The sequence below is a fragment of the Bradyrhizobium sp. WSM4872 genome, assembly GCF_055811715.1.
In genome coordinates this window covers 50,170-68,926 of sequence record NZ_JBVVPT010000028.1, presented here as the reverse complement: position 1 = coordinate 68,926, position 18,757 = coordinate 50,170, and the positions used below count along the sequence as shown (strand labels likewise).

Below are 18,757 nucleotides of genomic sequence, written 5' to 3'. Positions count from 1 at the left end.
CATACCGCGAGGTCCATCTATTGTGGGCAGTATAAGTACCGAACGGCAGTCTTCGCCAAACGCCTTGTTGGGGTGATGGGTCCTGGCTTTCGCCAGGACGACGTTGGCAATCACCAATAAATCCCGTGCCGATGCAGTTCGCGGATCACGCGTGCCTCGGTGGATGGCTGGCGACGTTTCGGCTTGGCCGTTTCCCTCGCGCTGGCAACCGGCGCGGCACTGGACTGGGTTGCGGCCGGAGCGATCGCGGTGGTCGTCGCAGTCGCTGCCGGGGGCGTTGAAGTTGGGGCTGTGGTCGCCGTCTGGACATTGGTGGGCGCTGCCGCCGGAGCTTGTGGCGGCGTGGCTGCTGTCGTTGCCGGCTGCTCGGCGGTCTGCGGGCTCGCATTTGTCGCCGCAAGGCTAAGGCTTCGTGGTCCGCCGGCATAGGCCTGGCTCGCCAGCAGCGACATTGCCGCGATCAGGATCAGCTTTCGCATGACACCCTCCGTTACTTGGTCAACCCGTCTTGCCTAATTCGCCGGGCCTCTATCGCGACGAGCGGCCCATCCCGATTTCGATCAGGGTGGCACGGCAGGACAGGCGATAAATCAAGCTGAACAGATGATCCCACATGATCGAACTCCGTTGTTGATCAATCCCGGCATCCTAACCCTCCATCGTTTCCGGCGATCTTCGCGGGGGCGGAAAAATGACTTCGTCGGCAAAGTCAAAGGTTTCGTCGGAAGCACCGGCGCGAAACTGGCTCACGCCGGCGTGAGGGCCTGTCGGAGTGGCGGTCGTTGGCTCGGCGCCCCGGCGATCCTAATCGTGGACCAACATCAGCCGGCCATCCTCGAGGCCGAACACGAGTGCGGGACGATCGCGGTATTTCACGCCGCCGATATTCGTCGCGATCCTTGCCGGAAGCCTGATGCGCGCGATGTCATGCGGGCCTGCGACGAACCCGATGAGCCGCAGCGTTCGCCGTTCGAGGTCCGGTACCGCGAGATCTGGATGGCCGTCGCCATCAAAATCGGCCGTAAAGCTCATGTGCAGCGATCGCGAGCCGATGAAATGGTTCGATACGTCGGAAGTTTCCGCCGATTTTTCCAAACGATCATGCCGCCACGACCACATTTCGAGAATCCCGACCACATGAGGCTGGCGGACAAGCACGATATCCGTGGTGCCATCGCCGTCGAAATCGGCGATGCCGGCCGGGTTGAGCCAAGCATGGGCGTGGCCGATCGGAGGCGTCTCCGCAACGATGGCCGTCGAGACGGGATCGATGACAGCCAGCGCGGAGCCTCGCTTCAGATAGGATTTGACCAACACAATTCTTTCGCGGCCACCGATCGCAGCGACGCGCGGCTCCAAGTCTTCGAACACGGCGTCACCATCCAGGCGTAGCGTGCGTTGTCCGCCCTCGCGCGGCTCGATCACCAGGCTACCGGCCTCGATGGCATGGCCGAGGACGCCGTGGCGATAGCGTTCGGTCGGCTCGGCGAGCCAAGCACGCACGACGGTGTCGCGGCCTGTCGCGATACGCCCATCCGCAAGCGCCCCGGTCGGCGGCGCCGGATGTTCGAGCGCTGCGGCGGGCACCATGCGCATCGCTTTCGCGTCGAATTGGTACCAATTCGTGCCAATTGCAATTCGGACGTCGCTATCCGCCAAATCAATTTCGCTGACGCGGCCGGGGGTGCGTACGGTGCTCGCCTGCCAGTCGGCCAGGGCTGGCGCGGACAAGGCTGGCGCGGACAGGATCAGGGAAAATAGCAGGGCCGCCGGGCGCAACCGCATCATGGTACTCCTGGAAAATCCGGCTGCGTTGCGGGGATCGGCGGCGGTTGGCGGCGGCTCAAAATATCTCGAAATATTCGCGGTGCTCCCAGTCGGTCACCTCGGACAGGAAGCGGTCGATCTCGGCATTCTTGATGTGGGTGTAATAATCGACGAACTCAGGCCCGAGCTTTTCGCGGAAGAACGGATCGTCCTTCAGGGCGGCGACCGCATCGCGCAGCGACTTCGGCAACAGCGGCGCCTTGGTTTCGTAGGGCGTGTCGGCTGACGGGCCGGGATCGAGCTTGCGGTCGACGCCGTCGAGGCCGGAGAGGATTTGCGAGGCCATGTAGAGATACGGATTGGCGGCGGGCTCGCCGATGCGGTTTTCCAGGCGCGTGGCGGCGTCGCCGGCAGCGCCGAGCACACGGATCATCACGCCGCGATTGTCGCGGCCCCAGATCGCGCGGTCCGGCGCCAGCGAATAGGAGCGGTAGCGCTTGTAGCCATTGATGGTCGGGGTGGTGAACACCGTCGACGCGCGGGCGTGGTCGAGCAGGCCGGCAAGCCAGGCGCGGCCGAACGCGCTGAGCGGCTCGCCGCCGTCTTTGGCCATGAACTGATTCTCGCCGCTCGTGCGTGAGACGACCGATTGGTGCAGATGCCAGCCGCTCGCGAACAGGTTCGGCAGCTTCGGCCGGCACATGAAGGTGGCGTGATAGCCGTGGCGATGCGCGATCTGCTTCACGGCGCTCCGAAACAGCACCATGTTGTCCGCGGGCTCCAGCCCTTTCTTCGGCGCGAAGGTGAACTCGCACTGGCTCGGCCCAAACTCGACCTCGACCGAGCGCAAGGGCAATCCGAGCGCGACGATGTCACGCCGCAAAATCTCCAGCACCGGCTCCATCTGATCGAAGCGCTGCTCGGTGAGGTATTGATAGCCGTGGCTGAGCAGGCCCACCGAAGGCGGCGTGCCGGGCTGGCCGGCATCTTCCGGGCGCATATGCGGATCGTCGAGCTTGAAGATGTGGAATTCGACCTCGAGCCCCGCCACGAAATCGTGGCCGCGGCGTCCGAGCTCATCGAGCGCCTTGCGATAGAGCCCGCGCGTCGCGAACGGCACCGGCCGGCCGTCGTTGAAATAGAGGTCGCAGAGAACCCAGCCGGTGGTCGGTGCCCACGGCAGAACGCGAAAACTAGTGGGATCGGCAACCATCAGCGCGTCGGCCGCGCCCTCCATCTCCTTCATGCCGAAGCCGCCGCCTGATGTGAACACCGGAAACACCGTGCGGTGCGAGGTGTCCTTGGCGAGCATGGTGGTGGTGATGGAGCAGCCGCTCTCCAGCGAAGCGATCGCCTCGGCGGCGATGATGGTCTTGCCGCGTAAGATGCCGTGCTGGTCGGGGAAAGCGAGGCGGATGACCTCGAGGTTCTTCTCCTCGACGATGCGGCGCATGCGCGCCGCCGCGTCCTTCTGCTCATCCGACCACAGCGCATGACGCGCAACGAAAGTCACTTTGGCAGTTCCTTCTTGCTCGGCGAGAGTATAGCGCACACTGTCATCGTCCGCGAAGGCGGACGATCCAGTATTCCAGAGACGTCCGTGTATCCACGAGAGGCCGCGGCGTACTGGATGCCCCGCCTTCGCGGAGCATGACAGCGGAGAATGTGGAGCCGCCGTCTCGCCCCGCCAGCGGCGAACTGCATTATCACTCCGCCGCCGTCAGCCGATGCACGTTGTCCGCAATCTCCTTCGGTACCGGCGCCGTCCACGGCGCGCTGCGGCGGCGCTTGACGTCGACTTCCATCCAGTAGATCTCCCAGCCTCGTGTCGGCCCGATGCCGTCCATGGTCGCCGGGCCCTGGATCGAACGTGCGCTGGCCTCGTCGAGATGCAGCATCGGCTTCTCGCCGCCTGCGACCTTCTCGATCTCCTGCCGCAGCAGGCGGCGGTATTGCACGATTGCCTTGTCGCTCGTGCCGAGGTGCTCCCGGGTGCGGTCCTGGATCGCGCCCATCGACTCCACCGCCCATTGGTCGTGCACGTTGATGTCGGTGCCCATGCCGGTATAGGTCGCCGTCTGCTGCTCGTGCGGATCGAAGCCGTAATCGTTGGTCCTGTTCTTGCGAGATTTGTAATCCGGCAGCTCATAGAGCTCGAGCCGCTGGTCGCGCATCTTCTTCTTGTCCACGGGGTTCGAATAGCTGGTGAAGATCGCGTACCAATAGCAGTTCTCGTCGTCGATCGGCACGTGCCACTGCGTGATCGTCATCTCCGTGCTCATGGGGATGACGAAACCGTGTGGGAAGAGCTGGTTGGTGACGCGCACATGGGTGCGCTCCTCGTCGATCTCGCGCAGCGCGATCAGCCGCAGGCCGTATTCGGTATGCTCGACATTGATGATGGGGCGGTCGTACTCGCGCAAAATCTTTGTCATCGGCAAGTCGGAGCCTGCCGATGCGCCGCGGAACTGCTTGCCGTAGGCCGTCGAGGTGTCCTCGTCCTCGAAGAAGCGATGCAGATAGGAGGCGTGTGCGGGATCGATGCCGACTTCGAGCGCCTGGAGCCAGTTGCAGGCCATGTGCCCCTTGAACGCAAAGGTGTGGGTATCAGGCGCGACGAAACAGTCGAGCTCCGGAAAGGCCGGCGGTTCGCCCTCGCCGAGATAAGCCCAGAGGATGCCGCTCTTCTCCACCACGGGATAAGAGCGCTGGCGGACGTTCTGGCAGAGTTTTGAATCCTTCGGCTCCGCCGGCGTCTCGATGCATTGCCCGGTGGCGTCGAACAGCCAGCCGTGGAAGGCGCAGCGCAGGCCGCCATGCTCGAGCCGTCCGAACGCGAGATCGGCGCCGCGATGCGCGCAGTGCCGATCGATCAGGCCGGAACGCCCGCTCTCGTCGCGGAACAGCACCAGGTTTTCGCCGAGCAATCTGACGGGGCGGATCGGTCGATCGCCGTCGAGCTCGTCCACCAGCGCCGCCGGCTGCCAATAGCTCCGCATCAGCTTCCCGCAGGGGTCCTTCGCGCCGGTGCGGGTGATCAGGTCGTTCTGCTCCTGGCTCATCATGGCGAGTGCATCCTTTGTGGAGTGGCGATTGTTCGCCTATTGAACGAATGGGCGAATTATGACATGCCTTGATCCGTCAGCAAGCACTATTTTGCAGGATCCAGACGCCCATGCCCAAGCTGAAGCGAAGCGACAGCGACGAACGCGCGACGGATTTCGTCGAGAGCCTCGATCGCGGCCTGCGCCTGCTGCAATGTTTCGGCACCACGACTGGCCCGATGACCCTGAGCGATCTCGCTCGTGCCGCCGAGCTTCCACGCGCCACCGCGCGGCGCATGCTGTTCACGCTCCAGCGTGGCGGCTTCGTCAGCGGCGACGGCAAGCTGTTCTCGCTGACGCCACACGTGCTGACACTGGCCGCGTCGTATCTGCGGTCGAGCCAACTCGTCACGGTCCTGCAACCGGTGCTCGACCGCGTCGCGACAGCAGCCAACGAAATCGCCTCGCTCGCGGTGCTCGACGGCGACGAGGTCGTGTTCATCGCGCGCAGCAGTCCAGCGCGCATGTTTTCAGGTGGGCTGGACATCGGCTACCGTCTGCCGGCCTTCTGTACCTCGGTCGGCCGCGCCATGCTCGGTCAACTCGACGATGCCGAGCTTGCTGCGCGTCTGAAAGCGATGAAGCGCGAGGCGCTGACGCCACAGACGGAGACCGATCCCAAGCTCTTGCTTGCGCGCATCGTCGCCGACCGCGCGCAGGGTTACGCGCTGGTCGATCGCGAGGCCGAGCCGCATTTCCGCTCGATCTCAGTCCCGGTGCGTCGTTATGACGATGTCATCGTCGCCGCCATCAACATGGGCGCCCATGTCGACCGGGTGCCGGCTCAGGAGTTGATCGAGCGATTTTTGCCGCTGCTGCATGAGGGCGCGGAGGCGGTGCGGTCGCAACTCTTGTAGCCCAGGTGAGCGAAGCGATACCCGGGAAAGTCATCGTGAAGCCCCGGACGTCGCTTCGCTCATCCGGGCTGCGCGCCTGTGCAAAATCGCTACCGGTTGCGCATCCAGTCGGCGAGGCCGGACAGCGCCTTGTCGAGGTCCTGCCGCGCGGCAACGTCCACAACCGTTTCCTCAAGCGCGCCGCGCATGCAGAGCATCCAAGCGTCCCGCTCGGCATCGCCGATGGCAAAGCCGATGTGGCGTTGGCGCAGCCGTGGGTGGCCCTTCTCGACCGAATAGAGTTTTGGGCCGCCGGTCCACTCAGTGAGATAGCGCTTGAGCACATCCCTGATGAGGCCAAGGTCGTCCGCATGCATCGCGCGGATGATCTTCGCCTCCGGCAGCGTATCCATCCGCTCATAGAAGCGATCGACCAACAGGTCGATCGTGGTGCTGCCACCGATCCGCTCGAACATGGAGATCGCAAGGTCGCTGTCGGTCATGGGAGTTCGGACCTACAGCGCGACGCTGCGCAGCCCAAAGCTGCGCGCTTCGTTCTGCAGCACCGGCCGCACCGCATCAACCAGGCGCGCCGCGGCGGCATCGACGGACAGTCCCGCCGTGTCCACCACCGCCGTCGCGCGCGCATACAGCGGCTCGCGGCTCAAGAGGATGTTGCGCAGCTCCGCCATGGCGGAGCGGTCGTCGGCCATCGGGCGCAAATCGCCCTGGCGACGGACGCGGGCCATGTGCTCCTCCGGCTCGGCCTTCAGCCAGATCGTGTAGAACGACGACAGGATCTGGTCGAACGTCAGGGGCTCCGAGACGATGCCGCCGCCGGTCGCCAGCACCATCAGCTCGTTGCGTGCGAGCAGCTGTTGCAGCGCCGCCTGCTCCATGCGGCGAAAGCCTTCCTGGCCGTAGAGCGCGATGATCTCGGCGACCGAGAGGCCGTTCTGCTGCTCGACCTCCTTGTTGAGCTCGACAAAACTCCAGCCGACCTTCTTCGCCAGCATCCGTCCAAGCGTCGATTTGCCGGCGCCGCGCAGGCCGATCAGCGCGATGCCGCAGAACGGCGCGCGCCGCGGCGCGGAGGCGCTGCCGCCCGCGAGCAGATCCTTGGCTTGCGCGATCTGCGCCGGCGTCGCCTTGCGCAGGAGATCGCGAAACATCTGCCAGTCCGGGGTCGGATCGGCCGAGGGAAGCAGGTCTTCGAGATGCGCGCCCATCGCGTCGGAGACGCGGCGTAGCAGCACGATCGAGACATTGCCCTTGCCGCTTTCGAGCTGCGCGATGTAGCGCTCCGATATTCCTGATACCTTGGCGAGCACCTTGCGCGACATGCCGCGCAGCGCGCGCATGGTGCGCACGCGCTGGCCCAGCTGTTCCAGAAATCGGGATTCGGCGTCGGGACTGTCGGTCATGGACTACGGATCACGGGCTTCTTGTGCGGAGGTCCTGCGGCGCGTATTAATGAAACATAGTGCCTGCTGGCATTGACAGCAAGCCAATGCGGTGTCTTTCTATGAATTATAATTCTAAATTCAGGGGAGAAGTCCGTGAGCGAGGGATCCTATAACGCGGTGACCTGGCTGCTCGACCGGAACGTCGAGGAGGGACGCGGCAACAAGCTCGCCTTCGACGACACCGTCTCACGGCTCACCTATGGCGAGCTCCAGCGCGAAACGCGGCGCGCCGCCAACATGCTGCGCCGGCTCGGTGTCCGCCGCGAAGAGCGCGTGGCGATGATCATGCTGGATACGGTCGACTTCCCCCTTCTGTTCCTGGGCGCGATCCGCGCCGGCATCGTGCCGGTGCCGCTGAACACGCTGCTGACATCGGATCAATACGCCTACATCCTCGCCGATTGCCGCGCGCGCGTGCTGTTCATCTCGGACGCGCTCTATCCCGTCATCAAGGATGTCGTCGGCCGCATGCCGGATCTCGAGCATGTCGTGGTGTCCGGCGCCAAGCAGAACGGCCACAAGCAGCTCGCCGAGGAGATCGCGGACGAGAGCGACCGGTTCACCACTGCTGCGACGCATCCGGATGAGCCGGCATTCTGGCTGTACTCGTCAGGCTCGACCGGCATGCCCAAGGGCGTACGCCACATCCATTCGAACATGCAGGCGACCGCGGACACTTATGCGAAGCAGGTGCTCGGCATTCGCGAGAACGACGTTTGTCTTTCCGCGGCAAAGCTGTTCTTCGCCTACGGCCTCGGCAACGCGTTGACCTTTCCAATGTCGGTCGGCGCCACCGTGGTGCTCAACAGCGAACGGCCGACGCCGGCGCGCATGTTCGACCTGATGAACCGCTATAATCCCTCGATCTTCTACGGCGTGCCGACCCTGTTCGCGGCGATGCTCAATGACGAGGCGATGAAGAGCGAGCGCGGCGGCGGCGCCCTGCGCATCTGCACCTCCGCCGGCGAGGCATTGCCGGAATCCGTCGGCAACAGCTGGAAGGCGCGCTTCGGCGTCGACATTCTCGACGGCGTCGGCTCGACCGAGCTGTTGCACATCTTCCTGTCGAATGCTCCCGGCGATATCAAGTACGGCTCCTCCGGCAAGCCAGTGCCGGGCTATGCTGTGCGGCTCGTCAACGAGGCCGGACAGGATGTCGCCGACGGCGAGGTCGGCGAACTCCTTGTCGATGCGCCCTCCGCCGGCGAAGGCTACTGGAACCAGCGCCACAAGAGCCGCCGCACGTTCGAGGGGCCGTGGACCCGCACCGGCGACAAATATGTCAGGGATGCCGAGGGCCGCTACACCTTCTGCGGCCGCGCCGACGACATGTTCAAGGTCTCGGGCATCTGGGTCTCGCCGTTCGAGGTCGAGAGCGCGCTGATCACGCATCCTGCGGTGCTGGAAGCCGCGGTCGTGCCCGAGGCCGATCCGGAGGGCCTGCTGAAGCCGAAGGCCTTCGTCGTGCTGCGCCCGGGCGCGACGACGACGGGCCTGCAGGAGATGCTCAAGGACCACGTCAAGCAGAAGATCGGCCCATGGAAATATCCGCGCTGGATCGACGTGGTGGACTCGCTGCCGAAGACGGCAACGGGAAAGATCCAGCGGTTCAAGCTGCGGGACGGGGCGAACTAGAAACAAGCCGTCATGGCCGGGCAAAAGTGCGAAGCGCGTCTTGAGCAAAGTGTCCCGGCCATCCACGCGCGACTGCGATTGAGGAACGACGTGGATGCCCGGGTCAAGCCCGGGCATGACGACGGAGAGAAGAGTGACAGCATGACCAATCTCGCCCCCACCGGCTTTCTCAGCATCGATGGCGCCAGTCTCGAGTACAAATGGCTGGCGCCGCAGAGTGCCGATGCACCCACCATCGTCATGCTGCATGAAGGCCTCGGCTCGGTCGGGCTCTGGGGTGACTTCCCGGAAAAGCTGCAGCACGCAACCTCCGCCGGCATCTTTGCCTATTCGCGTGCAGGCTATGGCCAATCGAGCAAGGTCGCGTTGCCGCGGCCGCTCGACTACATGCAGCGCGAGGCTCTGGACGTGCTGCCAAAGATTCTCGATGCGATCGGTTTCAGGCGCGGCCTGCTGCTCGGCCATTCCGACGGAGCCTCGATCGCGACGATCTATGCCGGCGCGCATCAGGATCATCGCCTCAACGGCCTCATGCTGATCGCGCCGCATTTCATCGTCGAGGACATCTCGGTGAAGTCGATTGCGGACATCAAGACCACCTTCGAGACCACCGACCTGAAGTCAAAGCTCGCGCGCTGGCACAAGGACGTCGACAACGCCTTCTACGGCTGGAACGCCGCCTGGCTCGATCTGAAATTCCGCGACTGGGATATCTCGGAATATCTCGCCTATATCCGCGTTCCGGTGCTGGTCATCCAAGGCGTGGACGACCAATACGGGACGCTGCGTCAGGCCGAGATCGCGCAACAAGAATGCTATTGCCCGGTCGATTTGAAAGTCATGTCAGGCGCGGCGCATTCTCCGCATCGCGAGGCGCCGGGAGCGACCCTTGACGCGATTGAGCAATTTGCAGCAGCGGCCCTGCGAGAAGATATGCAACAAAATGCATGTGGGAGCCGTTAAGGACTAGACGCGCGCAATAATATGCATTATTGTGCATCTAACGGTAAAACCAAGACGAGCTCAAGGGTGGCCCATGGCCGGGGAAGATCGGCGCCTCGCAGGCGGCGCGACATTCATCGATTTCCAGACCGAGCCGTCCCGCTACCGGCACTGGAAGCTCGCGGTCGACGGTGACGTCGCCACCCTGACCATGGACGTCGACGAGAATGGCGGCCTGTTCGAGGGCTATCTGCTCAAGCTCAATTCCTACGATCTCGGCGTCGACATCGAGCTTGCCGACGCGGTCCAGCGCCTGCGCTTCGAACACCCCGAGGTGAAGGTCGTGGTGATGCGCTCGGCCAAGAACCGCGTGTTCTGCGCCGGCGCCAATATCCGCATGCTCGCCGGCTCGACGCATGCCCACAAGGTCAATTTCTGCAAGTTCACCAACGAGACGCGCAACGGCATGGAAGATTCGTCGGAGAATTCCGGCCAGCGCTTCATCACCGTCGTGAACGGCTCCGCCGCCGGCGGCGGCTATGAGCTCGCGCTCGCCACCGACCACATCATGCTTGCCGATGACGGCGCGTCCGCCGTCGCCTTGCCCGAAGTGCCGCTGCTTGCGGTGCTGCCGGGCACCGGCGGCCTCACGCGCGTGGTCGACAAGCGCAAGGTCCGCCGCGATCATGCCGATTTCTTCTGCACCATCGAAGAAGGCGTGAAGGGCAAGCGCGCCGTGCAATGGCGCCTGGTCGACGAGATCGCGCCGAACAGCAAGCTCGAAGGCATGGTTGCCGAGCGCGCGAGAGAATTCGCCGACGCCTCCAAGCGCAAGGGCAGCGGCAAGGGCATCGCGCTGACGCCGCTCAAGCGCATCATCGATGAGACCAGCATCCGCTACGGCTTTGTCACCGTCGACCTCGACCGTGCCGCGCGCATCGCCACGATCTCAATCAAGGCGCCTGAAGCCGCGCCGCCCGGCGACATCGACGGCATGATGGCGCAGGGTGTCGCGTTCTGGCCGCTCCAGGTTGCGCGCGAACTCGACGACGCCATCCTGCATCTGCGCATCAACGAGCTCGAGATCGCCATGCTGGTGTTCAAGAGCCATGGCGACCGCGCCCATGTGCTCGCCTGCGATGCCTTCCTCGAGGCCAACAAGGCGCACTGGCTGGTCAACGAGATCAGGCACTACTGGAAACGCGTCTTGAAGCGCATCGACGTCACCTCGCGCACGCTGGTGACGCTGGTCGAGCCCGGCTCCTGCTTTGCAGGCACGCTCGCCGAGCTCGTCTTCGCCGCCGACCGCTCCTACATGCTGATCGGCACGCGCCAGGGTGACAACCGCCCGCCGCCGTCGATCGAACTGTCAGCGATGAATTTCGGTCCGTATCCGATGAGCCATGGCCTGACGCGGCTTCAGTCGCGCTTCCAGGCCGATCCGGCCGATGTGGAACGCGCGGAAGCCACGATGGGCACCGCTCTGGACGCCGAGCAGGCCGAAGAGCTCGGTCTCGTCACCTTCGCGCTCGACGACATCGACTGGGACGACGAGGTCCGCGTGTTCCTGGAGGAACGCGCCAGCTTCTCGCCGGACAGCCTCACCGGCATGGAAGCCAACCTGCGCTTCGTCGGCCCCGAGACGATGGAATCGAAAATCTTCTCGCGCCTCACCGCGTGGCAGAACTGGATCTTCCAGCGCCCGAACGCGGTCGGCGAGGAAGGCGCGCTGCGCCGCTACGGCAGCGGCCAGAAGCCGAAATTCGATATGACGCGAGTGTAGAGCGCGAATGGGGAGTGGCGAATAGAGACGCCATTCGCCGCTCGCTATTCGCGATCCCACAATTCGATGCCCGCGATCTAATGAACTAGTCCCACACGGGAGGTCCTCCATGAACATCATGAACGTCGACTACTCGACCAAGATTCCGAACAACGTCAATCTGGCCGAAGACCGCCAGGTGCTCAAAGCGCTGGAAGGCTGGCATCCCGGCTACATGGACTGGTGGAAAGACATGGGGCCGGAAGGCTTCCAGGAATCGCTGGTGTACTTGCGCACCGCCTATTCGGTCGATCCGCGCGGCTGGGCCAAATTCGACTACGTGCGGATGCCCGAGTATCGCTGGGGCATTCTCCTTGCTCCCCAGGAGGAGAACCGCGTCGTGCCGTTCGGCGAGCATTTTGGCGAGCCGGCCTGGCAGGAAGTCCCGGGCGAGTATCGCGCCATGCTGCGCCGTCTGATCGTGATCCAGGGCGACACCGAGCCTGCCTCGGTCGAGCAGCAGCGCCACCTCGGCAAGACCGCGCCCTCGCTGTACGACATGCGCAATCTGTTCCAGGTCAATGTCGAGGAAGGCCGTCACCTCTGGGCGATGGTGTACCTGCTGCAAAAGTACTTTGGGCGCGACGGACGTGAAGAGGCCGACGATTTGTTGCGCCGCCGCTCGGGTGACGCCGACTCGCCACGCATGCTGGGCGCCTTCAACGAGGCGACGCCGGACTGGCTGTCCTTTTTCATGTTCACCTATTTCACCGACCGCGACGGCAAGATGCAGTTGCACTCGCTGGCGCAGTCCGGCTTCGATCCCTTGTCGCGCACCTGCCGCTTCATGCTGACGGAAGAAGCGCACCACATGTTCGTCGGCGAGACCGGCATCACGCGTGTCGTGCAGCGCACCTGCGATGCGATGCGGGAAGCCGGCATCACCGATCCCACTGATATCGCGAAGGTCCGCGCTCTTGGTGTGATCGACCTGCCGACCATCCAGAAGAAGCTGAACCTGCACTATACGCTGTCGCTCGATCTGTTTGGCTCGGAAGTCTCGACCAACGCGGCGAACGCCTTCAACACCGGCATCAAGGGCCGCTATCACGAGACCCAGATCGACGACGATCATCAGCTCAAGAACGCCACCTATCCGGTGCTGAAGTTCATCGACGGTGAGATCAAGCTGGTGGACGAGCCGGCGCTGACCGCGCTCAACATGCGCCTGCGCGACGATTACAGCCAGGATTGCGTCAAGGGCATGCTGCGCTGGAACAAGGTGATCTCGACCTCCGGCTACCAGTTTCAGCTCAAGCTGCCCAACGTCGCCTTCCATCGCCATATCGGCGAGTTCAAGGGCATCCACGCGACGCCGGATGGTCTGTTGATCGACGACGCAACCTGGGCGAAGCGCAAGGACGAATGGCTGCCATCGACCGCCGACGGCGACTTCATCACCTCGCTGATGCAGCCCGTCACCGAGACCGGCCAGTTCGCTTCCTGGATCTCGCCGCCGAAAGTCGGCATCGACAACAAGCCCGGCGATTTCGAGTATGTGAGGATCGAGTCGTAACTACTTTACCTCTCCCCGCTTGCGGGGAGAGGTCGGATCGCCCTTGCGATCCGGGTGAGGGGGTACAGGTACGGCGACAATCTCACGTGTGGAGAGAAGCCCCTCACCCCAACCCTCTCCCCGCAAGAGCGGGGCGAGGGAGCGCTCCGCTGACGCCGCGAGCAGCGCGATGCCTCAAATATCCCAGCCGCTCCCCTTGATTCCCGGGTTCGCATAAACAATGCCGCCGTCCACCGCGATGGTCGCGCCCACCACATAATCTCCCGCGCGCGAGGCGAGATAGATCGCAGCGCCCGCCATGTCCTCGTCGGTGCCGACGCGGCCCGCGGGCACGCGGGTCGAGACCTCGTCGGCATGATCGCGTGCGGCCCGGTTCATGTCGGATTTGAACGGGCCCGGCGCGATCGCGGTGACCACGACGTGGTCGCCGATCAGCTTCACGGCCATGCGCCGCGTCAAATGGATCAGCCCCGCCTTGCTCGCCGCGTAGGAATAGGTCTCGCCCGGATTGACGAAGATGCCGTCGATCGAGGCGATGTTGATCACTTTCGCCGGCCGCTCTTCTGATGCCGCCGCGCGCAGCGTGGGCGCCAGCGCCTTGGTCAGGAAGAACGGCGCCTTGACGTTGAGGTTCATCACCTTGTCCCAGCCGCTCTCCGGAAACTCGTCGAACTCCGCGCCCCAGGCCGCGCCCGCATTGTTGACGAGGATGTCGAGTTTGGGCTCGCGCTTGGCGAATTCGCTCGCGAGCAGCTCGGCGCCGGCCAGCGTCGAGATGTCGATCGGCAGCGCGATGCATTCGCCGTCATATTGCGCGGAGAGCTCGTTCGCAGTCGCTTCGCAAGGCCCGGCCTTGCGCGCGGTGATGTAGACCTTCGCGGCCCCTGCACTGAGAAATCCCGCCGCGATCATCTTGCCGATGCCGCGCGAACCGCCGGTCACCAGCGCGACGCGGCCTTTGAGCGAGAACAGATCGTTGAACATGGTGCCTCCCCTTGGTGTTTGGCGACGTTTTGAGCGGGGTAGGGAGGGGAGTCAAGGAAGGCGCCGCCTCGTCGTCCTGGCGAAAGCCAGGACCCATTACCCCAAGACGGAATTGCCTGAATGAGCTATGGCCTCAGCGCGTCGCAAAGTGGACAGCGGTGGCAATGGGTCCTGGCTTTCGCCAGGACGACGTCTGAATTTGGGACGACAGCGGAGATTTGAAACTACGCCGCCGCGATCCTGCGGAAGCCGTTCCACATCGCGGTCGCGGCGCCCGAGGTCAGCACCGGCAGAATCCGCGTGTCCTGGTAATTGCCGTTGAGCGAGACGCGTGGCAGCGCGGTCATGTGGCCGGCGTTTTCGGCGAACAGCATGCCGGGCCGCGTCGTCACCGCGGTCTTGAAGCCGGAGGATGCAGCGAGCACGAATTCACGCTCGCCCGCCGCCTCCCGATCACCATAGGGATAGGCAAGATGCTGGACATTGCGGCCGAGCGCCTGCTCGATCCGGGCGCGGCTCCCGGCCATCTCCTGCGTGGCGATCGCTTCGCTTTGCTTGGCGAGATTGCAATGGCTGACGGAATGCGCGCCGATCGTGACCAGGGGATCGGCGGCAAATGTCTTCACCTCGTCCCAGGACAGGCAGAGGCTGCGGCACAGGGCGGCCATGTCGACACCGTACTTCGTGCAGAGCGCCTCGATCTCGCGCTTGAGATCGTGCTCGCCGGGCAATGCCCGCAACCAGTCGTGCAGGCGGTCGAACGCCGCCTGCTTGGCGGCTGGCGTCGTCGCATCGAGCCGCAGCGCGGCATTGCCGATCGTCACCTCGATCTGCTCGGTCTTGGCGATCACGGCCTCCAGCGCCTCCCACCACAGCCGGCCCGTGCCCTCTGCGAAATCGCTGGCGACATAGACTGCCAGAGGCGCGTCAAATTCGCGCAGAACCGGCAGCGCGAAATCGAGATTGTCGCGATAGCCATCGTCGAGGGTGAAGGCGGCGAAGCGGCGGTCGAACCGGCGCCGCACCAGCCGCTCATGCAGCTCGTCCATGCTGACGATGTCGATCTCGCGCGAGCGCAGATGGCGCAGGGTCGCGCGCAGGAATTCGGGGGTGACTTCGAGATGTCGGTTCGGCTGGAACGTCGCGGCGCGTGCCGGCCGCACGTGATGCAGCATGAAAATGGCGCCGACGCCCGACAAAAGCGGGCGCAACAGGTGGTGGGCGCCGCTGAAATAGAGTGCTTCCAGCCCGGCGCGGATGACGTTGTTACGAAGTTGTTTCATGACCCGCTGGCGGACTTTGGCATTCCGCCTTCAACTTACGGAAGAACCCTTGAAGAAAAAGTTATTCCAATTGTCCAGGCCCGGCCTTCGGAAGGGCGTCATTTCCGGTTTGACAGCCTGCCAAGGGTTTGTTTTGTCTCCGGTTCCAGAGTTCGGGTCGTCGAATGCACAAGCTTTTCAGGTGGGCCAGCAAATGGTGGCCGGGGCTCATCCCCCTGGCCGTCATGTGGGGATTTGCGGCCTGGAATAATACTTTGCCGGTCGAGGCCGACCTTTCCGCCCGCAGCTCGGCGGCTCTAAAGGATACCGTTCTGGACAAGACCCGGATCGCGGTGGACGGCCGCGACGTCAGCCTGGCTGCGGACGCCTTTTCCGAGGAGGGGCGCCGCGACGCTGTTGTGGCGGTCGAGTCTGTGCCCGGCGTGCGCCTGGTCGACGACCGGACCCGCCTCGTTCCCGAGGCAAAGCCCTTCGTCTGGAACGCCGAACGCGACGTGGTGCGGGTCACGCTGTCGGGCTCCGCGCCCCTGCCGTCGATGAAGGGCCGCCTGACCGAGGCGGCCCGCAAGGAAGTCGCCGGTACCGAGGTGGCCGATCAGATGGGTTTGGCGCGCGGCGCACCGCCGCGGTTCGAGGCGGCTGCGATGCTGCTGCTCGACCAGATCGGCAAGCTCAAGGACGGCAAGATCACGATCACAGACACCAAAGTCACTCTGTCGGGCATGGCGCGCGATCTCGGCGGCCGCGAAGCCGTCGCAGCGGCGCTGAAAAACCTGCCCGAGGGCTTTTCAATCGCCGCCAACGACGTCAAGGCGCCGCCTTACGTCTTCCAGGCTTACAAGGATCCGGTGGCTGCGACGGTGACGCTGACCGGCTATGTTCCCGACAACAACGTCCACGCGGCCATCGCTACCAGCGCGTCGCGCAAATTCTTCAACGAAAAGGTCGTCGACAATCTCAAGGCCAGCGTCGGCGCGCCCGGTTCCTTCAGCCTCGCCGTGGTCGCAGCGCTCGGCGCGCTGTCGCGACTGTCGACCGGCACGCTGGTCGTGTCCGACCGCGAGGTGAAGCTGTCGGGCGATGCGCTCTATGAAGGTGCCGCCAACGACATCCGCACAGGCCTTGGCAAGGATTTTCCGAAAAACTGGCAGTACAAGCCGGAAATCACGGTGAAACCCGCGGCCGGCCCGGTCGACGGCACCGTGTGCCAGCAATTGTTCTCCGAGCTCTTGGCCAAGGCCAAGATTCGCTTCGCGGCGAAGCGCGCCGACATCGATCCGGATTCCGCCGGCATTCTCGATCATCTGATCGAGACGGCATTGCGATGTCCCACCACCAATATCGAGGTCGCCGGGCATACCGATGCCGACGGCGAGGATTCCTTCAACCAGGCACTCTCGGAGAAGCGCGCGCAGGCGGTGATCGACTATCTGGTCAAGGCCGGCCTGCCTGCCAGCCGCTTCACCGCGGTCGGCTACGGCAGCACGCAGCCGGTCGCCGGCAATGACAGCGAAGACGCCAAGGCGCAGAACCGCCGCATCGAATTTCTGGTGAGGTGACGATGCCCTATCTCGTCTCGTTTCATCTGGGCTGGCTGATCGGCTCGCTGCTGCTCGGCTTCTCCATGGGCTGGATCTCGGTGGTCCAGCGCGGCAACGGCACCTCGAAGGTGACCGCGCGCTGGCTCGCCGTGCTTGCTGCCGGCCTGGTCGCGGCCTCGTTCGCGCGTGTGGTCCCCGGCCGCTTCGGCTACTGGCTCGACCTCGGCCTGATCATGTTCGCCTGCTACCTCGTCGGCGGCGCCATCGGCGCCTGGCTGCGCGACCGGGTGGTCGCGCGCACCGCGCCTCCTGCCGCTCTGTGATGTTGCCCTGCACCCTGACTGCGGAAGTCAGGAGCGCCGCTGCGCGGCCTTCCCCGCACATCGAAAACCGTGAACAAACGCTCCGGCCTCCCCTCTTTCAACAGGCGAGGGTACCCCATAGATTGACGTCGGCTTAAGCCGTGACGGAACATTGTGCGGTGGAAATCATCAAAACTTCATGGCCACTGCGCAGGATTGCCATGGAGATTCGCGTCAGTCTTGCCGCCGAAAGCGCCAAACCGTGCATCAGGAGCCCGCAACCCTGCCTAAAATATTGAAGGCACGAGTTTTTCTTCGAATTGCCGAATTCCACTCCGCCCGGAAACGCGCTAGTGGAGGGATAGCGGGTATGCGCGATGCCGGGACCGGCAGAGAGGGTTCGTCGGGTGCCTGCGTGTCATCCGCCTGTTCGCCGGCCACCCCGGCCGCTGAAGCGTTGTTCGAGGTCTAGATGCTGGAAGCCATACGCAGGGCGATGTCGTTTCTGCGCCAGAAGCAAATCCTGCATAAGCTTGGAGTTGTGATCAGCGTCGCGGTCATCGGCATCGCTTGCTATGTGCTCTACCACATGCTGCGCGGCATCGATGTCAACGAAGTCCTCGAGGCGATCAAGAGCACCGAGCCGAGCCAGATTGCACTGGCGGCTTTGTTCGTCGCCGCGGGCTATTTCACGCTGACCTTCTACGACCTGTTCGCCGTGCGCGCGATCGGCCACGCCCACGTGCCCTATCGGATCAACGCGCTCGCCGCTTTCACCAGCTATTCGATCGGCCACAATGTCGGCGCCAGCGTCTTCACCGGCGGCGCGGTGCGCTACCGCATCTATTCCGCCCACGGCCTGAACGCGATCGACGTCGCAAAGATCTGCTTCCTCGCCGGCCTGACCTTCTGGCTCGGCAATGCCGCGGTGCTGGGCCTCGGCATCTCCTATCATCCGGAGGCCGCGGCCTCGATCGACCAGCTTCCGCCCTGGCTGAACCGGACTCTGGCGATGATGATCATCGTCGGGCTGGTCGCTTACGTGGTCTGGGTCTGGACCCAGCCGCGGATGGTCGGCCGCGGGCCCTGGACCGTGATGCTGCCGGGCGGCCCGCTGACGTTGCTCCAGATCGCGATCGGCATCATCGATCTCGGCTTCTGCGCGCTGGCGATGTACGTGCTGGTCCCGGACGAGCCCAATCTCGGCTTCGTGGTGGTCGCGGTGATCTTCGTCTCGGCCACGCTGCTCGGCTTTGCCAGCCATTCGCCCGGAGGCCTTGGCGTGTTCGACGCGGCCATGCTGGTCGGGCTCTGGCAGATGGACCGCGAGGAGCTGCTGGGCGGCATGCTGCTGTTCCGCGTCCTCTATTATCTGTCCCCTTTCGTCATATCTGTAATCTTGCTGACGTTTCGCGAAGTTATCATCGGCGCACGATCGAAACGCCTGCAGCAGGCTGCGCTCAAGCTCGACCCTGGCCCCGCGCCTGAAGCCGCATACGTGAGAAAGCGCAGCGACAGCGGCGCCTGACCGGCGCAAGGTCCTTTGGAGAAGCCCGCCC

General features: G+C 64.1%; 16 protein-coding genes. 8 read left to right on the top strand and 8 right to left on the bottom strand.

Features of this window, described 5'->3' with window-relative positions; translation table 11 throughout:
* Nucleotides 1–110 precede the first annotated feature (110 nt).
* The 4 genes from AC0L3C_RS28690 to AC0L3C_RS28675 form a co-directional block, all read right to left on the bottom strand.
* Complete coding sequence (locus tag AC0L3C_RS28690; RefSeq protein WP_473265874.1) at nt 111–479, bottom strand: hypothetical protein; 369 nt, start codon at nt 477–479, stop codon at nt 111–113.
* A gap of 325 nt (nt 480–804) precedes the next feature.
* Nucleotides 805–1,779 (bottom strand): FG-GAP repeat domain-containing protein, encoded by a 975-nt coding sequence (locus tag AC0L3C_RS28685; RefSeq protein ID WP_473409582.1) that lies wholly within the window; start codon nt 1,777–1,779, stop codon nt 805–807.
* Between the two features lie 64 nt (nt 1,780–1,843).
* Nucleotides 1,844–3,280 (bottom strand): glutamine synthetase family protein, encoded by a 1,437-nt coding sequence (locus AC0L3C_RS28680; protein WP_473409581.1) that lies wholly within the window; start codon nt 3,278–3,280, stop codon nt 1,844–1,846.
* A 193-nt stretch (nt 3,281–3,473) separates the two neighbouring features.
* Nucleotides 3,474–4,832, bottom strand: a complete 1,359-nt coding sequence (locus AC0L3C_RS28675; protein ID WP_473409580.1) for an aromatic ring-hydroxylating dioxygenase subunit alpha — start codon at nt 4,830–4,832, stop codon at nt 3,474–3,476.
* 110 nt (nt 4,833–4,942) lie between these two features.
* Between AC0L3C_RS28675 and AC0L3C_RS28670 the strand changes: the two genes are divergently transcribed.
* Nucleotides 4,943–5,728: an IclR family transcriptional regulator domain-containing protein gene (locus tag AC0L3C_RS28670; RefSeq protein ID WP_473409579.1), complete on the top strand. Its 786-nt coding sequence runs from the start codon at nt 4,943–4,945 to the stop codon at nt 5,726–5,728.
* Between the two features lie 89 nt (nt 5,729–5,817).
* Here the strand turns inward: AC0L3C_RS28670 and AC0L3C_RS28665 are convergent, their stop codons facing one another.
* A complete protein-coding gene (locus AC0L3C_RS28665; RefSeq protein ID WP_473409578.1) occupies nt 5,818–6,210 on the bottom strand; it encodes a group II truncated hemoglobin in 393 nt (130 codons plus the stop codon).
* 12 nt (nt 6,211–6,222) lie between these two features.
* Nucleotides 6,223–7,131: a helix-turn-helix transcriptional regulator gene (locus AC0L3C_RS28660; protein WP_007615721.1), complete on the bottom strand. Its 909-nt coding sequence runs from the start codon at nt 7,129–7,131 to the stop codon at nt 6,223–6,225.
* 135 nt (nt 7,132–7,266) lie between these two features.
* On the opposite strand from AC0L3C_RS28660, the gene AC0L3C_RS28655 reads away from it, so the two are divergent.
* From AC0L3C_RS28655 to boxB, 4 genes are all read left to right on the top strand, one after another.
* Nucleotides 7,267–8,808, top strand: coding sequence for a benzoate-CoA ligase family protein (locus AC0L3C_RS28655; RefSeq protein WP_473409577.1), 1,542 nt, complete (start codon nt 7,267–7,269; stop codon nt 8,806–8,808).
* A 141-nt stretch (nt 8,809–8,949) separates the two neighbouring features.
* Nucleotides 8,950–9,771 (top strand): alpha/beta fold hydrolase, encoded by an 822-nt coding sequence (locus AC0L3C_RS28650; RefSeq protein WP_473409576.1) that lies wholly within the window; start codon nt 8,950–8,952, stop codon nt 9,769–9,771.
* A 73-nt stretch (nt 9,772–9,844) separates the two neighbouring features.
* On the top strand, nt 9,845–11,533 hold the full coding sequence (gene boxC / locus AC0L3C_RS28645; protein WP_473409575.1) for a 2,3-epoxybenzoyl-CoA dihydrolase: 1,689 nt from the start codon (nt 9,845–9,847) through the stop codon (nt 11,531–11,533).
* Nucleotides 11,534–11,651: 118 nt separating this feature from the next.
* Complete coding sequence (boxB, locus tag AC0L3C_RS28640) at nt 11,652–13,088, top strand: benzoyl-CoA 2,3-epoxidase subunit BoxB (protein WP_473293270.1); 1,437 nt, start codon at nt 11,652–11,654, stop codon at nt 13,086–13,088.
* A gap of 174 nt (nt 13,089–13,262) precedes the next feature.
* On the opposite strand, the gene AC0L3C_RS28635 is transcribed toward boxB, so the two are convergent.
* Together AC0L3C_RS28635 and AC0L3C_RS28630 are read right to left on the bottom strand one after the other, a co-directional pair.
* Entirely contained in the window at nt 13,263–14,072 is an 810-nt protein-coding gene (locus AC0L3C_RS28635; RefSeq protein WP_473409574.1) for an SDR family oxidoreductase, read from the bottom strand.
* Between the two features lie 224 nt (nt 14,073–14,296).
* Nucleotides 14,297–15,355: a polysaccharide deacetylase family protein gene (locus AC0L3C_RS28630; protein WP_473409573.1), complete on the bottom strand. Its 1,059-nt coding sequence runs from the start codon at nt 15,353–15,355 to the stop codon at nt 14,297–14,299.
* Nucleotides 15,356–15,519: 164 nt separating this feature from the next.
* Here AC0L3C_RS28630 and AC0L3C_RS28625 point away from each other — a divergent pair, with 164 nt between their 5' ends.
* From AC0L3C_RS28625 to AC0L3C_RS28615, 3 genes are all read left to right on the top strand, one after another.
* A complete protein-coding gene (locus AC0L3C_RS28625) occupies nt 15,520–16,914 on the top strand; it encodes an OmpA family protein (protein ID WP_473265886.1) in 1,395 nt (464 codons plus the stop codon).
* Between the two features lie 2 nt (nt 16,915–16,916).
* Nucleotides 16,917–17,219, top strand: a complete 303-nt coding sequence (locus AC0L3C_RS28620; protein ID WP_473409572.1) for a hypothetical protein — start codon at nt 16,917–16,919, stop codon at nt 17,217–17,219.
* Between the two features lie 451 nt (nt 17,220–17,670).
* Nucleotides 17,671–18,726, top strand: coding sequence for a lysylphosphatidylglycerol synthase domain-containing protein (locus tag AC0L3C_RS28615; RefSeq protein ID WP_007615704.1), 1,056 nt, complete (start codon nt 17,671–17,673; stop codon nt 18,724–18,726).
* The last annotated feature ends 31 nt before the right edge of the window (nt 18,727–18,757 follow it).